The organism is Paenibacillus sp. J31P13 (assembly GCF_056269295.1).
In genome coordinates this window covers 66,063-82,145 of record NZ_JBWDNR010000012.1, presented here as the reverse complement: position 1 = coordinate 82,145, position 16,083 = coordinate 66,063, and the positions used below count along the sequence as shown (strand labels likewise).

The window sequence follows — 16,083 nt, the reverse complement described above, 5'->3', positions numbered from 1 at the left end:
ATTATTATTCTTGAATGATCTCTACTATTTTCCTTAGTATCATTTCCTTGATAAACCAATGAATATAATGCTGAGAGTCTGGGAGAGTTTCTTGCAAACTTACATTTGACCAATGCAGAAGCTGTTTCTGCACGTTGTTTCATTATGCTCCAGAACCCGATGATAAAAAAAGCAAGGAAAAGGTATTATAGCATTGCTTATCGGCATGAAAATCACTTTTTCGGAAGTGGTTTTTTTTGTTGTTTTGATTGCATGAAAAATGGGGAAACCAAGAAAAATCAAAATTTGATATATAATACTTGAATATTTGCTATGGGTTTAGATAGGACATCAATTTACAATGAAAGCATATACAAAAACGATTAGCCGAGAGGGGATTCAACATGATGAAACTGAAGAAGCGCGGTTTGGTTGGGTTAGTTCTTGCAATGACAATGGCTTTGACAGCATGCGGGGGAAATAAAGAGGCAGCAGAGCCATCTGAGGACAAGCCTTATGCAGGACAGAAATTGACTGTTTTTGCTCTGAGTCATCCTTGGACAGACGGGATGAAGGCTTCACTTGGTGAATTTGAGGATGCTACTGGTATTGATGTGGATCTGCAGGTTTTTCCGGAAGAGCAGCTTCAACAGAAGCTTGCCGTTCAATTCACATCTGGAGCGGGAACGCCTGACGTATTTACTTACCGCCCATTTATGGAAAAGCTTCTTTATGACAAAAACGGCTGGACGGAACCTCTTGACAGCTACGCTAATCAAAACGGTGAGTATGCATTCGACGACTTCTCTAAAGCTTCCGTAGACGGGAGCATGGTAGATGGCAAGCTGATGTCAATACCGCTTTGGACGGATCAATTCGTTATGTATTACCGTAAGGATCTTTTGGAAAAAAATAATATACCCGTACCGACCACTTTGACGGAGTTTGAAGCAGCGGTGAAGCAGTTAAACGATCCAGCAAATGACTTCTATGGTTTCGTATCACGAGGTCAACGCAATGCGCTTGTGTCGGCAGCAGCCTCCTTCATCTATTCCGAAGGCGGGGACTTTATCGTCGATGGCAAAGCAGCAATCAATACACCTGAAGCGATTCGCGGTATGGAAATGTATGCTAATTTATTGAAAAATTATGGACCGAAGGGCGCGCTCAACATGGGTTGGCCGCAGGCTGCAGCATTGTTCGCACAAGGCAAAGCAGCATTTTATGTAGATGCTTCTGCCCTTTATAACAATACGACTGATCCAGAGAAATCACTTGTCGCTGATAAAGTTGCGTTTGCTCCATTCCCGGCAGGTTCAGCTGGTCAGAAGCCTTATGCGATTGCTGCGTGGGCGCTGGCTATGAATCCGAAATCAGAGAAGAAGGATGCTGCTTGGGCATTTATGGAATGGTCTACAAACAAAGAAAATGTGCTTCGCATTCAACAGAGCGGTGTACCGGGTGCGCGTGATTCCGTCTGGGCATCTCCAGAGGGTATTGAGAAATTCCCTGCTGATCTTGCGGAAGCTATCAAAAAAACAATGAGTATTGGTGTTGATCACAGCGTACCGCAAGTAATGAGTGTAACAGAAGCTCGTGACGTAGTTGGTGGCGTTGTTGTACAAGCTATGCTGGGCAAAGACATTAAGGCAGCTGCGGATGCCGCAAACAAAGAGCTTCAAGCCATTATCGACAACGATAATAAGAAATAAATCCTTTATAAATGCGGGCAGGCCGGTATACGCCGGTTTGCCCCTTTACCGACAAACAGCTTAAGCATGCAGAATGGAAAGGAGTCGGTATCATGATCATGAATTGGATTGATCGCCATCTCAAGTGGGTTTTTACTTTGCCAGCCGTTCTATTTATTCTTCTTATGGTTGCTTATCCGCTATTTTATACAGGAAGACTCAGCTTCTTCGAATGGAGTATGTCCGCTGTTACCCCGCCCAAATATGTAGGACTAGACAATTATGTAGCACTATTCAAGGACCATCGATTCTGGAATGCACTGAAAGTGACCTTTTACCATACTTCTGTCAGCCTTGTACTGGAAACGGTCTTGGGCGTCGGAATTGCGATTTTATTCTCTCGTAAATTTAAAGGCGGCCGTATCGTAAAAACGGTAATGATGCTGCCTATGGTCGCAACTCCGGTATCTATTGCTTTGGTGTGGCTTCTTATTTATGAGCCTTCGATTGGCTTCGCTAACCAAATGCTAAAGGGTCTTGGTATTGAGACACAGGAATGGCTCGGCTCGGTTACTCAAGTAATCCCATCACTCATTCTCATTGATGTATGGGAATGGACACCATTCGTCGCACTTATCGTTATTGCAGGGTTAGCTTCCTTGCCGACAGATCCATACGAATCAGCCGAGGTTGACGGCGCGAATGCTTGGCAGAAGCTGCGCTATATAACGCTTCCGCTATTAACACCAACGATCATTACGGCTGTTACGCTTCGTGTTATTGATTTGCTCAAGACGTTCGATACCATCTACGCAACAACGCAAGGCGGCCCGAACTTCGCTTCTCAGACACTTAATATTTTAGTATACGATTTAGCCTTCCAGAACTTTAAGCTTGGTTCAGCATCTGCATTGCTCGTCATTTTCTTTGTCCTTATTCTATCCGTTATTCTTGTGCTGACGTCTATTCGCAAAAGGCAGGGGGACCGCATATGAGACCGTCAAAACTTGCAAAAACAAGTTCCGTAACCTTAATTTTTATCATTTTGCTGCTGTTCCTCTTTCCATTTGTATGGATGCTCGCCGCATCCTTCAAGACTCAGGTGCAGGTATTGTCGCCGGATCATATGTTTTTTTTCAAACCGACATTCAAAAACTATTTATCGGTGTTCCAAGAGTATGATTACATGAAGTTCATATGGAATACACTCGTTATTGCGACGGTATCGACAATTGGTTCACTTGTTCTCGGTTTACCAGCTGCATATGGTATTGCTAAATACAAAATGCCATATTTTGCGTTAACGATTCTTGTTGCTAAAATCATTCCAGGCATCACATACTTGGTTCCATGGTATATTTTATTCAATAAAATGCATTTAATTGACTCCTTTGGCGGTATGATCCTAGCACATATGGTTATTGGCTTGCCATTCATTATGTGGGTCATGATTCCTTTCTTCGAGGAATTTCCGAAAGAGGTCGAGGAATCAGCATGGATCGATGGCTGCTCCAAGGTACGTACCTTTTATCAAATGGTGCTGCCCGTTTCACTACCAGGTATCGTTACCTCGTCCTTGCTTGCATTTATTTTCTCTTGGAACAACTTTATGTTCTCGCTTGTATTGTCAGGCGAAAAAACGAAAACGCTTCCTCTTGCGATCTACAACTTTATGGCGAACACCTCCATTAACTGGGGCGCACTTATGGCTGCCGCTTGCATCATTACGCTGCCAGTGATTATAATTGCCATATTCACTCAGAAATACGTAGTAAGCGGATTGTCCGCAGGTGCTGTAAAAGGATAATAGATCGTTACAATGCAGATAAACAGGAATGAGGAGAAGCGGGCCATGCTTAACGGTTGGAATACGTTCAGCAAAACTGTCCTTTTGATCATAATCGTGTTGTTGCCGCTTGCCATACTATTCGGCTACACGAATCAAATATCGGATAAAGTCATGGAGAAGGAGCTTCAAGCGAAAGCATTGAAGAGCCTTTCTTTTTTTGGAGAGCAGATAAACAATACCGTGAATCAGCTTTCTGTTATGTCTATTGTCATAAGCCGAGATCCCAGCAATCGGAAAATGGGAAGCGTGGGCACGGGTCCGGATGCATACGAGAGGCTGCAAGCGCAGGAGGATTTCATTAGAAAGTTGAGTCTTCTTAGCGCTATGAGCAGTTTGCCTAACCGATTGACCATTTATTATCCGAAAATAAGCCAAGCCATATCTAGTGATTATTTTGGCATTTATGATGAAACGTATTTAAAGGAAATGAGCAAGCATACGGGCGAGAGCTGGGTTTATCATCCGATTAAAAGTGGAGAACAGTATTTCTCGAAGCTGCTGTGGAACCCTCTCCTTGTAAATCGAAGCATTACCGCTGCGGAGACGGTGGTTGAGGTTCGCTTTCTGCAAAGTGACCTTATTAAATTGCTGCGTGATTTTTCTCATGACGAGATCGGTAATTCCCTCTTTTACAAAAAAGGGTTCGATCCGATTTATGATACCGAAGCTGGCGACTCGGCATTGTTAGATCAAATTATTGTTGCTTTGGACAAGGAGCCTCCAAGCGAGCAGGGCTATCGTATCGTGAATATTAATAAACAATCTTATTTCGTCAACTATGTCTACTCAACTAGCCTAGGGTGGTATGCGGTCAATTATTCTCCGCTGGAACAGGTGCTGGCGCCTATCAGAATGAGTCGAAATTTTTTCTATGTGACCATCATCGTTATGATGCTCATAGGTCTATTGGCTGCAGTATTCCAATATAGAAATGTACAATTGCCGATTACGATGCTATTGCGCGGAATGAAAAGAATCGAAACGGGTGAATACGCATTCCGAATTCGTTACAAGCCAAAAAACGAGTTTGGTTTATTATTTCAGAAATTCAATCAAATGTCGGATGAGATCCAGCGGCTCGTAGAAAAGGTCTTTGCCGTTAACATTCGCTTTCGCGACGCACAGCTCAAGCATCTTCAAGCACAAATCAATCCTCATTTCTTGTCCAACAGTATGTTTTTCATCAAAAACATGATCGCTGTCAACGATAAAGAAGCTGCCAATAGCATGATCATGAACTTAGCCGCTTATTATCGTTATGTTACGAAGCTAGAGCATACAATGACAACACTGCAAGAGGAGCTTGACCTGATTGATAATTATTTGGTTATTCAGAACCTACGGTTGGAACGTTTCCATTATGAAATGGACATACCTGAAAATATGCGCAGCCTTCGGGTGCCGCGCTTATTAATTCAGCCAATCGTTGAAAATACGATTATTCATAGTATAGAAAAGTTCGGACAGTATGGCATTATCGAGATAACTGGAGAACGAGAGGGCGATAATTGCTCTATTACCGTGGATGACAATGGGAAGCAAATATCCGAGGAAACCATACACAAGCTTCAGTTGAAGGTAAATCGACCTGTTGAAGTAGGAGAAGGCTTCGGCTTGTGGAATGTTCATCAAAGGTTGCAATATCAGTTCGGTCTAGAGGCAGGGCTGCATTTTGCCCATTCACCGCTTGGAGGACTCCGAGTAATGATCCGATGGAATGACTCGCACACAGGTGTTTCGGAAGGAGAGAAATAACGATGCAGCTGTTGCTGGTTGATGATGAAATGAGTGTGGCAGATACGCTCGCAGAGACGATTCCTTGGCAATCCATTGGCATCGATACGGTCCATAAAGCCTATTCAGCTGCTGAAGCTCTAAACGTGCTAAACTCTTATGAAATTGATATTGTGATCACCGATGTGTGCATGCCAGAAATGGATGGACTAGAGCTCGTTCAGCGCATCTATACGTACTGGAAGCATATCAAATGTTTGTTGTTGACCGCTCACGCTGATTTTGAATATGCTCAGGCTGCTATTAAGCATCATATTCAAGGCTATATGCTCAAGCCAGTCGATGATCAGGAGCTCATTGCTGGGATTAACAGTGTCGTTGAGACTATTAAAGCTGAGAAGAAAAATGAAGACAACTATAGCCGGGCAATCGCAGCTATGCGGCACCACCTTCCGAAAATCCAAGCTGAGCTGCTTCAAAACTTGCTAAACGGCACGCGGATGCAGGAAGTTAAGTTAAAGGAGCAGCTGAAGCTGCTCGAGGTATCCGTAGAAATCGGCCAGGATGTATATATGATGCTGGTCCGCTTTAAAAGTCAATTGTCCGATTACAATTCCTTTGAGGTTTCGTTGATGGAGTACGCGATTGCCAACTTGGCAAAGGAAACGTTTCAGGATCACTTTAATAGTTGGTATTGTAGAGACGTTCACGAATATCTAGCTTTCGTCTTAATCCCGAAACTGGAGCGAGACTCCCATGAAGAAGAAAGTAACGAGGGGATGCTGCTTAATCATTTGAATCGACTCGTCAATCAATTTCAAATGAATGTCCAGCGTTACTTGAACAAGCCGATTTCCGTTATGTCGGGACATGGGGGACGTTTTCCAGACGAAATCATGAAGGTATATAATAATCTGCTGCTTTTATTTGGCAAACGGTTCGGTGACGACAAAGACTTGCCTGTATACATTGCCGGTCGAAATGAAATGGCGACAATAGGCACGCTAGTGTCACTCTATGAGCCGCCACTCTTTGTTCATCTTATGGAGGCTGGTCATTGGGAAGCCGTATCAACGAAACTGGATAGTGTCATGATGGAGCTGGAGACGGATTGGCATGATTCGTCGGAGCAATTGACAGAAGCATTCTTCGCCATTTTCTCCGCGTTTTCTTATATTGCGCATAAGAGGGGACATAGTCTTGCCGATCTTATAGGGGATGAGTATGTCCGAGGAAAGGAACTGCTGCCTGCGAAAACAGTAAAGCACTTGAAGGAATGGACGGCGAATGTACTGGAGATCTTTCGGCTTAGTGCGCAGAATGAGACGAGGACAGCTAAAACGGCTGCCGTGAAGGAAGCTCAGAAATTTATTATTTCTCATTTGTCAGGTGATCTCTCTGTCCAGACGATTTCTGATGTGCTTAATATGCATCCAGCGTACTTATCGAGACTATACAAGCTTGAAACCGGGGAGAATATCAGCGACTATATTAGTCGATTGAAAATGGAGAAGGCAGTCATGCTGCTTCAAACAAGTACAAGGAAAATATATGAGATCTCCATTGAAATTGGCTATCAGAACCCTCATTATTTTATCAAGCTGTTTAAGAAACATTTTGGCTTTACGCCGCAAGAATATCGCAACATGAATCTATGAGGTATTGGAAATGGAGTGCAAACTGACAACAGTTTTGCACTCCATTTTTTTTGATATTTACCTATATCCCCATCCGTTGCCGATAACAGGCTGCTGTCGTGGAAACTCATAATTTTGCTGCTGCGGATAAGTTGGCGGAAATGGAATTTCCCGAGTCTGATTGGGCTTGCAATTGTTAGGCGGTCCGATGACGACAGTGTCCGTAATAGGTGCTAGAGTTTCTTTGACCATTGCTTCATTGAGGCAGTACGTATGAGCGAATACACTCGCAGGCGTTAATCGCAATAGATCAGATCCGCCTATGAATTGCGGAACTGGAGCATCAAATATGGCTATTAAATGGGTTTGATCGGTGGTTGCTACTTCATAATGCCACCAGCCCTGAGGGACATTAGCGACTTGGCCGGGTTGAATTGGAAAACTGAGCAATTCTTTCGAAAATGGATTAACCATGGAGACAACAGCTGCGCCTGAAACACAGTAAACTAATTCTGTAGCATTTTGATGAGTGTGGGGCTCGATAACGTTGCCTGTGCTTAGAAAAATATCCAATAAAGACACATTCCCTAACGTATTGAGCTCGTTAATGGAAAGACCATTAATATAATTCCAATTATCTTTTTTGAAAAATTGGTTATTTCTTAAATCATAAGTAAATTGTACGGATGGTGAAGTGAAATCCATATAAGAAGCCGTCACTTTAGTTCCTACCCTTCATAACTAATAGGCATTTGACCTGTAACGTATCATATGTTTCTTTCCATCAGAAAGTGAAGGGTTTATTTAATCGTCACCGTTTTACTATTTTCGCAGCTTCCGCCGGCAGGGTGCATCATGTACAATATCAGTATACATGTTGAACAGGACGAAAGATTATCCATTACAGAGAATAAGCAGCCACCAAATGGTGTGGAGATTGGAGCAATTTAAATGTATCGCAATCTAGAAGAATGTGTAATTGACTTAGAAAAGAATGGTCATTTGGTGCGGATCAAAGAAGAGGTTGATCCTTATCTAGAAATGGCTGCTATCCACATGAAGGTCTATGAGGCCAAAGGACCTGCTTTATTATTTGAAAATGTTAAAGGCTCAAAATTCAGAGCCGTATCCAATCTTTTTGGAACAGTTGAGCGCAGTAGATTTATTTTCCGAAGTACTTGGGATTCCGTCCAAAGTGTTATGGCAGTTCGTAACGATCCAATAAAAGCTTTAAAAAAACCATTTAAACATGTAAAAACAGGACTTACTGCATGGAAAGCTCTGCCGGTCAAGAAGAGCAGCAGCCTCCCTGTTGCTCATCAAGAAATTAACATATCCGATTTGCCGCTTATTCAAAGCTGGCCTATGGATGGTGGTGCTTTTGTCACGCTCCCCCAGGTATATACAGAGGACCCGGATAAACCAGGCATTATGAATTCCAATCTAGGGATGTACCGTATTCAACTGAATGGTAACGAGTATGAAACCAACAAAGAAATAGGCGTGCATTATCAGATTCATCGGGGTATCGGCGTTCATCAGGACAAGTCGAACAAAAAAGGACTTCCGCTTAAAGTAAGCTGTTTTATTGGCGGGCCTCCTGCACATACACTCGCGGCAGTTATGCCTTTGCCGGAGGGCCTCAGTGAGATGACCGTTGCGGGAATGCTTGCAGGACGCCGATTTCGTTATAGCTATGTCGATGGTTTCTGCATCAGCAATGACGCTGATTTTGTCATAACTGGCGAAATTCATCCGGGTGAGACAAAGCCGGAGGGACCTTTTGGCGATCATCTCGGCTATTACAGTCTTACTCATCCTTTCCCTGTGATGAAGGTGCATAAGGTATACGCCAAACCAGGTGCTATATGGCCTTTTACCGTTGTGGGCAGGCCTCCGCAAGAGGATACGTCATTCGGTCAGCTCATTCATGAGCTAACAGGTGATGCAATTAAGCAGGAGATACCTGGCGTAAAAGAAGTACATGCTATAGACGCAGCGGGCGTGCATCCGTTGCTATTCGCAATTGGCAGTGAGCGTTATACGCCCTATCAGCAGGTCAAACAGCCGGCTGAGCTTCTGACCATCGCCAATCGTATTTTAGGAACGGGACAGCTGAGCTTAGCCAAGTATTTATTTATTACTGCAGAAGACAAGCAGCCGCTGGACTCTCATCATGAAGTCGAATTTTTAGCATATATTTTGGAGCGCATCAATCTTCAAAGAGACATTCATTTTTATACCAATACGACAATTGATACGCTTGATTATTCCGGAACGGGATTGAATAGCGGCAGCAAGGTCGTTTTTGCGGCATATGGAGATAAGAAAAGGGAATTGTGCAAAGAAGTGCCGGTAGCTTTGCAAGAGATACAGGGGTATCCGAATGCACGCTTGGTTATGCCGGGTGTGGTGGTCATTCAGGGATCTGCCTTTACAGATTACGAGAGCGCACAGCAAGAAATGAAACAATTAAGTGACGCAATTCAAGAAAGAGGCTCCATTCCTTCTTGTCCGATGATTATTATCGGCGATGACAGCAGTTTTATCAGCGAGACGATCAATAATTTTCTATGGGCTACCTTCACAAGGAGCAATCCTTCACATGATATTTATGGCGTGAACAGCCGTTATGAGAATAAGCATTGGGCTTGTGATAATGTCATTATTGATGCGCGAATCAAACCTCATCAAGCGCCGCCTTTAATTCCCGATCCGGTTGTTGAGAAGAACATTGAGCGATTTTTTGTTAAAGGTGCTAGTTTGGGCGGAGTTAAATTGCTGTAGGAATTCTAAGGCAAAACCGAATAGGTTTAAAGCCATTTTCCATATTGATGGGTTGCGTCGCCAGCATTTGTTCTAATGCTGGCGATTGGCCTTTTAAGCCTCGAAAGAAGACATTTCTTATTTTCCTTCTGTGTATGATTTTGTCCTTTGCTCAAGATTTTTTTACCCCTCTCACTGGAATATCATGATTATATCTCCGCTAATCCTTTAAAAACCTCATAAGTGAACAACTCTAGTCATGATGCTCAGGAACTATTTAAATGCTACTTTGTTATTGTTTTTTTTCGAAAAATTTCTTTTTGAGAGATTTAATAAGAAATTACTTCTTAAATATCCAATTAATGAAAAATAGTGAGGATAGAAGATTAACAGGGTCCATTTTAGTGCAAATGCGATAAGTTTTTTTTACCCCTCGAGAGCATAATCTACATATTTTTACCCCCGTTTTCAGAGATATCTTCCCCTGTTTTTGCCATTTATCCCATTGAAAAGACAATAGAATTAACCTAAAATTTTTATTAGCAAGACGAAATATTATTCTTCAAAACCAATTATTTTAAGGGGGATTAACAAAAATGGTAAGAAGCAAAAAAGTACTTTTGGCTCTATCGCTTGTCTTCGTATTGATCTTGTCCGCTTGTGGTGGAAACAACAACGGAAACAAAGGTGCAGCAACTAACGCACCGAAAGAAACGGACGCTCCAAAAGTAGAAGAGACAAAAGCTCCTGCTGAACCAGTTAAACTACGCGTGTTCTCAACTTTCGGCGGTACTGACCCTGCTAAAGTTGCATTCGAAAAAATCCTTAAAGACTTCACGGATAAAAATCCAAATGTAACAATTGAAAATGATGTAATGTCCGCAAATGATGACGGCTTCAGAACAAAAGTGAACACAGACATGAACAGCGGCAACGAAGCTGACCTGACGTTCTACTTCATCGGTAAAGATGCTGAAGGCATTGTAAACGCTGGCAAAACAGCTCCATTGAATGACATCTTGGCTGCAGACCCAACTTGGAAAGACAGCTTGAACCCAGCTGTACTTGACTTGGTAACACAAGCAGACGGCAAAATCTATGCTGTTCCTGTAACTGGTTACTATGAAGGTATGTTCGTAAACAAAAAACTTTTCGCTGATAACAACATCGAGCTTCCAACTGATTGGGCTAAACTAGAAGCAGCTGTTAAAGCTTTTGCTGCTAAAGGCATTATTCCTATCTCCGCACCATTTGACCAATCTCACTACCTAATCGAGCATGCAGTATTGACTGCTGCTGGTCCAGAAAGCCAATCTAAAGCACTTACTGGCGATATCGATCCAAACTGGGAACTTGGTTTGAACGGTCTGAAAAAACTTTATGAGCTTGGCGCATTCCCTAAAGATGCAGCAACAATCGATCTTGGTATGGCACAAAACTACTACTATGAAGGTCTTGCAGCAATGCTGATCGAAGGTTCATGGGCAATCGGCGGTATGTCTGATGATGTTAAAGCTAACTCAACAGTACTTCCTTTCCCTGTAGCTCCAGGTGGCGTTGGTTCTGGTAATGATATCGTAGGTGGATTTGGTTCAGGTTTCTACCTTGCACAAAAAACATTTGACGATGCTAAGAAAAAAGACGCTGCAATTGCATTGTTGAAACATGTTACATCTAAAGAAAGCATCCAAGCAATCGCTCAAGTAAATGGCGGTTCACCTGCTGCTCTTAATGTAGAAATCACTGGTCAACCACAAGTAGCGCTTGATGGATTTGCAATGGTATCCAAAGCTAATTCAATCAGCTCTGCAGTTGACGGTAAAATGGCTCCTGAAACGTTCACAACTATTCGTTCATTCATTAAACCAGTTGTAACTGGTGAAAAAACAGCTAAAGAAGCACTTGAAGCTGCTAAGAAGATCGAAGACGAAAATAAATAATTAAATTTTTAAACCGCCAATGATATTCGCCGCCCTAGTTAGAACGGGCGGCGAAATCATTTCAAGATTCAAAAATAAATTACACCGTAGGTGATAGTATGAAGGGCGATAAGAAGTATATATTTTTGTTTTTGTTACCAGCTGCGGTCTTAATGTCAACGTTCATTTACTATCCGTTTCTAAAAAGTATTTATTTAAGCTTTTTTCGGACAAAAGGATTTTTTGAGAAAAAATTCGTTGGATTCGAGAACTACAAACGGATGTTTTCGGATGAAATATTAGGTGCAGCAACACTACACACATTGGAAATTATGCTTTATGTTCTTGTTTTTCAAGTTGGTATAGCTCTAGTATTAGCGGTTATGGTTGATAGTCTCAGATGGGGAAAAGGCTTTTTCCGGACTGTTTTCTTTTTTCCAATCGTCATCTCCGGCGCAGCGATTTCGTTGATGTTCGTACTCATTTACAACTATCAATTCGGTTTATTAAATGGAGCATTAGCTAATCTTGGGTTAGATAAAGTTCTATGGTTAAGCGAATCGGGTGCCTTAAAGGCGATTGCAGTTCCTACAGTATGGCATTATGTTGGTTTTTACTTCATTTTATTCCTTACAGCAATGTCCAAAATCCCTTCAGATTTCTACGAAGCAGCGAAAATGGAAGGTATCTCAGGCATTAAGAAGACGACTTCTATTACGATTCCACTTATCATGAGTGATATTAAAGTCGTTATGATCTTAGCCATTACTGGGACATTGAAGGTATTTGATTTTATTTGGATATTGGCACGTGGACAAAATGGTACAGAAGTGCTTGGAACGTATATGTACAAAAAAGCGATGATTGATTTGAACTTTGGTTACGGCTCAACGATAGCTATTTATATTGTTGTTTTCGGCGTCATTTTATCAGTTATTACAAACCGGTTGTTGAAAAATGAAGAAGTTACTTACTAACTGGGAAAGGGGGGACCGACAATGCAACAACAAATTAATATGAATAATCGTAAGGTGAAAAAAATGAAATTAGAAAAAGGTTTTGGATTAAGCGATATTTTTGTTTATATTTGTTTATCCTTATGGGCTTTAACAACGATTTATCCATTATTTTGGGTCGTGAACAACTCCTTTAAAGTTTCTAGAGATGTTATGAATAACTCATTTTCTATCGCTTCAAGTCCAGTCATGACGAACTATACAAATGCATTCAACCGAATCAATATGGGACAAAGCTATATGAATAGCTTGATCATGTCCATAAGCACCGTTTTATTGGTTTTAATATTTGGTGGTTTGGCTGCTTATATTCTCGCACGATTTAAATTCCGCGGTAGAAACATTATTTATTCCATTCTTGTCGCAACACTATTGATTCCTACATTTGCGACGATTGTTCCCGTTTATGAATTGCTTATAAAATGGAAATTGGTTAATACGTACCTAGGACTGATATTGCCTCAAACCGCTGGTAATCTAGCCTTTGCTACTCTGGTTATTGCCGGATTTATGGCCACCATTCCGAAGGATTTAGAGGAAGCAGCATTTATTGACGGCTGTAACCGATATAATATGTTTACGAAAATATTTTTACCGGTCTCAAGACCCGTATTCGCATCAGCAAGTATTTTCGTTTTCTTATGGGCTTATAACGATTTGTTCTCCTCTTTGATTTTTGTAAACAAAGAAAATGTACGCCCAATCGTTGCATTGTTAAATGAAATTAGTTCACAATACGGAACCGATTTTGGACTTATGGCAAGTGCTGTTTCCTTGACGGTCATCCCAGTATTAGTTATCTACCTGTTTATTCAACGGTTTATTGAGAAAGGATTGACTGAAGGCGCTATTAAGGGCTAGTCAATCTAAGCATGAAACAGTAAAGGGACTATTTTAGTGGTTATTGTAACCTCTAAAATAGTCCCTTTCCCTTTTTTTACATACTTCCGTCTTGGATTAATGTAAAATTATTGTAGTTGTTTTGCGAAAGGAGTGCTCGGAGTGACGGGATATTTACGTGGACAAATTGCCAAAATGGCTAATGTAAATATAGAAACAATCAGATATTATGAAAATCAAGGATTGATTCCAGTACCTATACGATCAGAAGCTGGCTATCGCATTTATTCCGAAGAGGTTTTGAGTCGAATTGCTTTTATAAAAAATGCTAAGTATTGCGGTTTTTCGTTGAAGGAAATCAAAAAGGCGCTATCTAAGCCTGAGGGTGCTATCTCTCTTGATGATTTTATTGCGGTCATTGACAAGAAGATGGGAGAAATTCATTCGATTATGTTAAGCCAGGAGAAAACTCTTACACAGCTTGCGGATCTCAAAAGAAACTTACAAGCTGCGGATAAACATCCCGATGTACAGATGACGCTGCAAATGCTAAATATGAATGTGTAGGTTGACCTTGTACCTTACTACAGGTTGTAAGCTAACCGTATAACCAGTAGGAGGGAAAAACATGGAAAAGACATGTGTGGAACAGCTGTCAGCGATTAAAAATTATTTGAAACAGACGAGTGGGGTTGGAAGTAAATCAGTAGAGCAGATCCGAGAAGAAATGGCTCACTCTGAAGCGAATTTTCCAAAGCATTCGGATATTATTGTTGAAAAAATAACGATAGATTATATGAGCGGCGAGTGGGTTAGTCCCACGGAAGCTACTCATGGAAATGAAGATCAAGCCATTCTTTATTTCCATGGTGGTGGATTTTTTTCAGGCACTCCCTCGTTTTATCGTGATCTGACTGCAAGAATAGCAAAAACCAGCGGAATAAAGGTGTTAACCCTAGATTATCGTCTTGCACCTGAACATCCGTATCCTGCTGCAAACGAGGATTGCTTGAGTGCCTATAGGTGGTTGCTTGCTAATGGATATCAAGCATGTAATATCATGTTTGGGGGAGATTCGGTCGGGGCGAGTTTAGCGCTTATGACGCTTATTTCTCTTCGTGATAACGTTGAAGAACTTCCCGCAGGTGCATTTCTTATTTCACCGCATACCGACCTCATTCATTTGGATGGTGAATCTTACAGGAGTCGATCGAAGCTAGATCCAACGGGCAGCTTGGAAGGAAATAAACGAATTCGAGATATTTATTTAGGGAATCAGATGGGGACTATTCCTTTGTTGTCACCATTAAGAATGAATTTGAGTGGACTGCCGCCTTTATTTATCCATGTTGGGGATCATGAGGTATTATTAAGTGATTCTACACGTTTAGATGAGCGAGCTCGAGCTGCGGGGGTCGCAGTTACGCTGGAAGTATGGGACAATATGTGGAGTGTATTTCATTTGTTGGCTTACATGCTGCCAGAGGCGCAAGCCGCCATTTCTAATATTGCTGGTTTTGTGTGCACAAGACTAGCAGAAACCCAAAATGAAGCTGTAAATTTCACGATTGAGTAATGGACTAGGGAGGATAAGAGCAAGTGACTTTACAACAATTGAAGTATGTCATTGAGGTAGCTAATCGCGGCTCGATGAATGAAGCAGCCAAACGTTTATTTATATCCCAGCCCAGCCTATCAAATGCGATAAGAGACTTGGAGGAAGAGCTCGGAATAATGATATTTAATCGTTCCAATAAAGGGATTTCTCTCTCCATGGAGGGGGCAGAGTTTCTTGGCTATGCTAGGCAAGTCGTTGAACAAGCAGAGCTGCTGGAGAACCGCTATTTGGACGCGAAGCCTTCCCCGCAGCATTTTGCCGTATCGACTCAGCATTATGCTTTTGCAGTAAATGCCTTTGTAAATCTGGTTCGAGAGCATGGGCATGATGAATATGAATTGGCTTTGCGTGAGACGAAAACTTTTGAAATCATTGAGGATGTTAAAAGCTTGCATAGTGAAATTGGCGTACTGTATCTCAATGAATTTAATTCAAAAGTTATTAATAAACTGCTTGAAGCGGCAAATTTGAAATTTAGCAGCTTATTTACGGCCGAACCGCATATTTTCATCAGTAAAAACAATCCATTAGCGAAGCAATCAATGGTCACGATCGATCAGCTGCAAAACTATCCTTACCTGTCATTTGAACAAGGAGAATATAATTCCTTTCACTTCTCAGAGGAGATTCTTAGTACGCTGTCTCATCCCAAAAGCATTCGTGTTAACGATCGGGCAACGCTCTTTAATCTATTGATTGGCTTGAACGGCTATACGATTTCAACAGGAGTACTTAGTTCTGATTTGAATGGCAATGATATTATTCCTGTTCCCTTGGCATGTGATGAAACCATTAACGTGGGCTGGATTTGTCATAAAAACGTAGCACTATCCAAGCTGGCAAGCGCTTATGTTGAGAAGCTTCAGGAGGCTACAGGGAGTAAACAGTAAGTTAATTATGATGATGAGCATTTTTAATGCTATAGCTTTGGGCTATATCTAGATATAGGTTTTTGGAGTTACACTATAACTAAACGTTCATGGTATCTTTCTTTTAGCGAAGAAAAAATAATAAAAGCTAAAGGAGATCATACA

General features: G+C 41.5%; 13 protein-coding genes. 12 read left to right on the top strand and 1 reads right to left on the bottom strand.

Annotation, left to right across the window (positions count from 1 at the left end; all coding sequences use genetic code 11):
- Positions 1-386: 386 nt before the first annotated feature.
- The 5 genes from AC0YOD_RS25680 (at position 387) to AC0YOD_RS25660 (ending at position 6,911) form a co-directional block, all read left to right on the top strand.
- Entirely contained in the window at positions 387-1,691 is a 1,305-nt protein-coding gene (locus tag AC0YOD_RS25680) for an ABC transporter substrate-binding protein (protein ID WP_475802192.1), read from the top strand.
- 92 nt (positions 1,692-1,783) lie between these two features.
- Entirely contained in the window at positions 1,784-2,665 is an 882-nt protein-coding gene (locus AC0YOD_RS25675) for a carbohydrate ABC transporter permease (protein WP_475802191.1), read from the top strand.
- The gene (locus AC0YOD_RS25670) at positions 2,662-3,477 is read left to right on the top strand and encodes a carbohydrate ABC transporter permease (RefSeq protein WP_475802190.1); all 816 of its coding nucleotides are present in this window, start codon (positions 2,662-2,664) and stop codon (positions 3,475-3,477) included. The genes AC0YOD_RS25675 and AC0YOD_RS25670 overlap by 4 nt, the downstream gene beginning before the upstream one ends.
- A 45-nt stretch (positions 3,478-3,522) precedes the next feature.
- Positions 3,523-5,274 (top strand): sensor histidine kinase, encoded by a 1,752-nt coding sequence (locus AC0YOD_RS25665; protein WP_475802189.1) that lies wholly within the window; start codon positions 3,523-3,525, stop codon positions 5,272-5,274.
- Between the two features lie 2 nt (positions 5,275-5,276).
- On the top strand, positions 5,277-6,911 hold the full coding sequence (locus AC0YOD_RS25660; protein WP_475802188.1) for a response regulator: 1,635 nt from the start codon (positions 5,277-5,279) through the stop codon (positions 6,909-6,911).
- A gap of 57 nt (positions 6,912-6,968) precedes the next feature.
- Here AC0YOD_RS25660 and AC0YOD_RS25655 read toward each other — a convergent pair whose 3' ends face one another.
- Positions 6,969-7,610, bottom strand: coding sequence for a cupin domain-containing protein (locus tag AC0YOD_RS25655; RefSeq protein WP_475802187.1), 642 nt, complete (start codon positions 7,608-7,610; stop codon positions 6,969-6,971).
- A 231-nt stretch (positions 7,611-7,841) separates the two neighbouring features.
- Here AC0YOD_RS25655 and AC0YOD_RS25650 point away from each other — a divergent pair, with 231 nt between their 5' ends.
- The 7 genes from AC0YOD_RS25650 to AC0YOD_RS25620 all read left to right on the top strand — a co-directional run bounded on the left by AC0YOD_RS25650 (position 7,842) and on the right by AC0YOD_RS25620 (position 15,939).
- Positions 7,842-9,677, top strand: coding sequence for a UbiD family decarboxylase (locus AC0YOD_RS25650; RefSeq protein ID WP_475802186.1), 1,836 nt, complete (start codon positions 7,842-7,844; stop codon positions 9,675-9,677).
- Positions 9,678-10,252: 575 nt separating this feature from the next.
- Complete coding sequence (locus AC0YOD_RS25645; protein WP_475802185.1) at positions 10,253-11,596, top strand: ABC transporter substrate-binding protein; 1,344 nt, start codon at positions 10,253-10,255, stop codon at positions 11,594-11,596.
- A gap of 152 nt (positions 11,597-11,748) precedes the next feature.
- Positions 11,749-12,552 (top strand): carbohydrate ABC transporter permease, encoded by an 804-nt coding sequence (locus AC0YOD_RS25640; protein ID WP_475802184.1) that lies wholly within the window; start codon positions 11,749-11,751, stop codon positions 12,550-12,552.
- Positions 12,553-12,573: 21 nt separating this feature from the next.
- Positions 12,574-13,452 carry a carbohydrate ABC transporter permease gene (locus AC0YOD_RS25635; protein WP_475802183.1) on the top strand — a complete coding sequence of 293 codons (879 nt, stop codon included), beginning with the start codon at positions 12,574-12,576 and terminating at the stop codon, positions 13,450-13,452.
- 141 nt (positions 13,453-13,593) lie between these two features.
- On the top strand, positions 13,594-13,998 hold the full coding sequence (locus AC0YOD_RS25630; protein WP_475802182.1) for a MerR family transcriptional regulator: 405 nt from the start codon (positions 13,594-13,596) through the stop codon (positions 13,996-13,998).
- Positions 13,999-14,059: 61 nt separating this feature from the next.
- Positions 14,060-15,007 carry an alpha/beta hydrolase gene (locus AC0YOD_RS25625; protein ID WP_475802181.1) on the top strand — a complete coding sequence of 316 codons (948 nt, stop codon included), beginning with the start codon at positions 14,060-14,062 and terminating at the stop codon, positions 15,005-15,007.
- A 23-nt stretch (positions 15,008-15,030) separates the two neighbouring features.
- Positions 15,031-15,939 carry a LysR family transcriptional regulator gene (locus AC0YOD_RS25620; RefSeq protein ID WP_475802180.1) on the top strand — a complete coding sequence of 303 codons (909 nt, stop codon included), beginning with the start codon at positions 15,031-15,033 and terminating at the stop codon, positions 15,937-15,939.
- Positions 15,940-16,083: the final 144 nt, after the last annotated feature.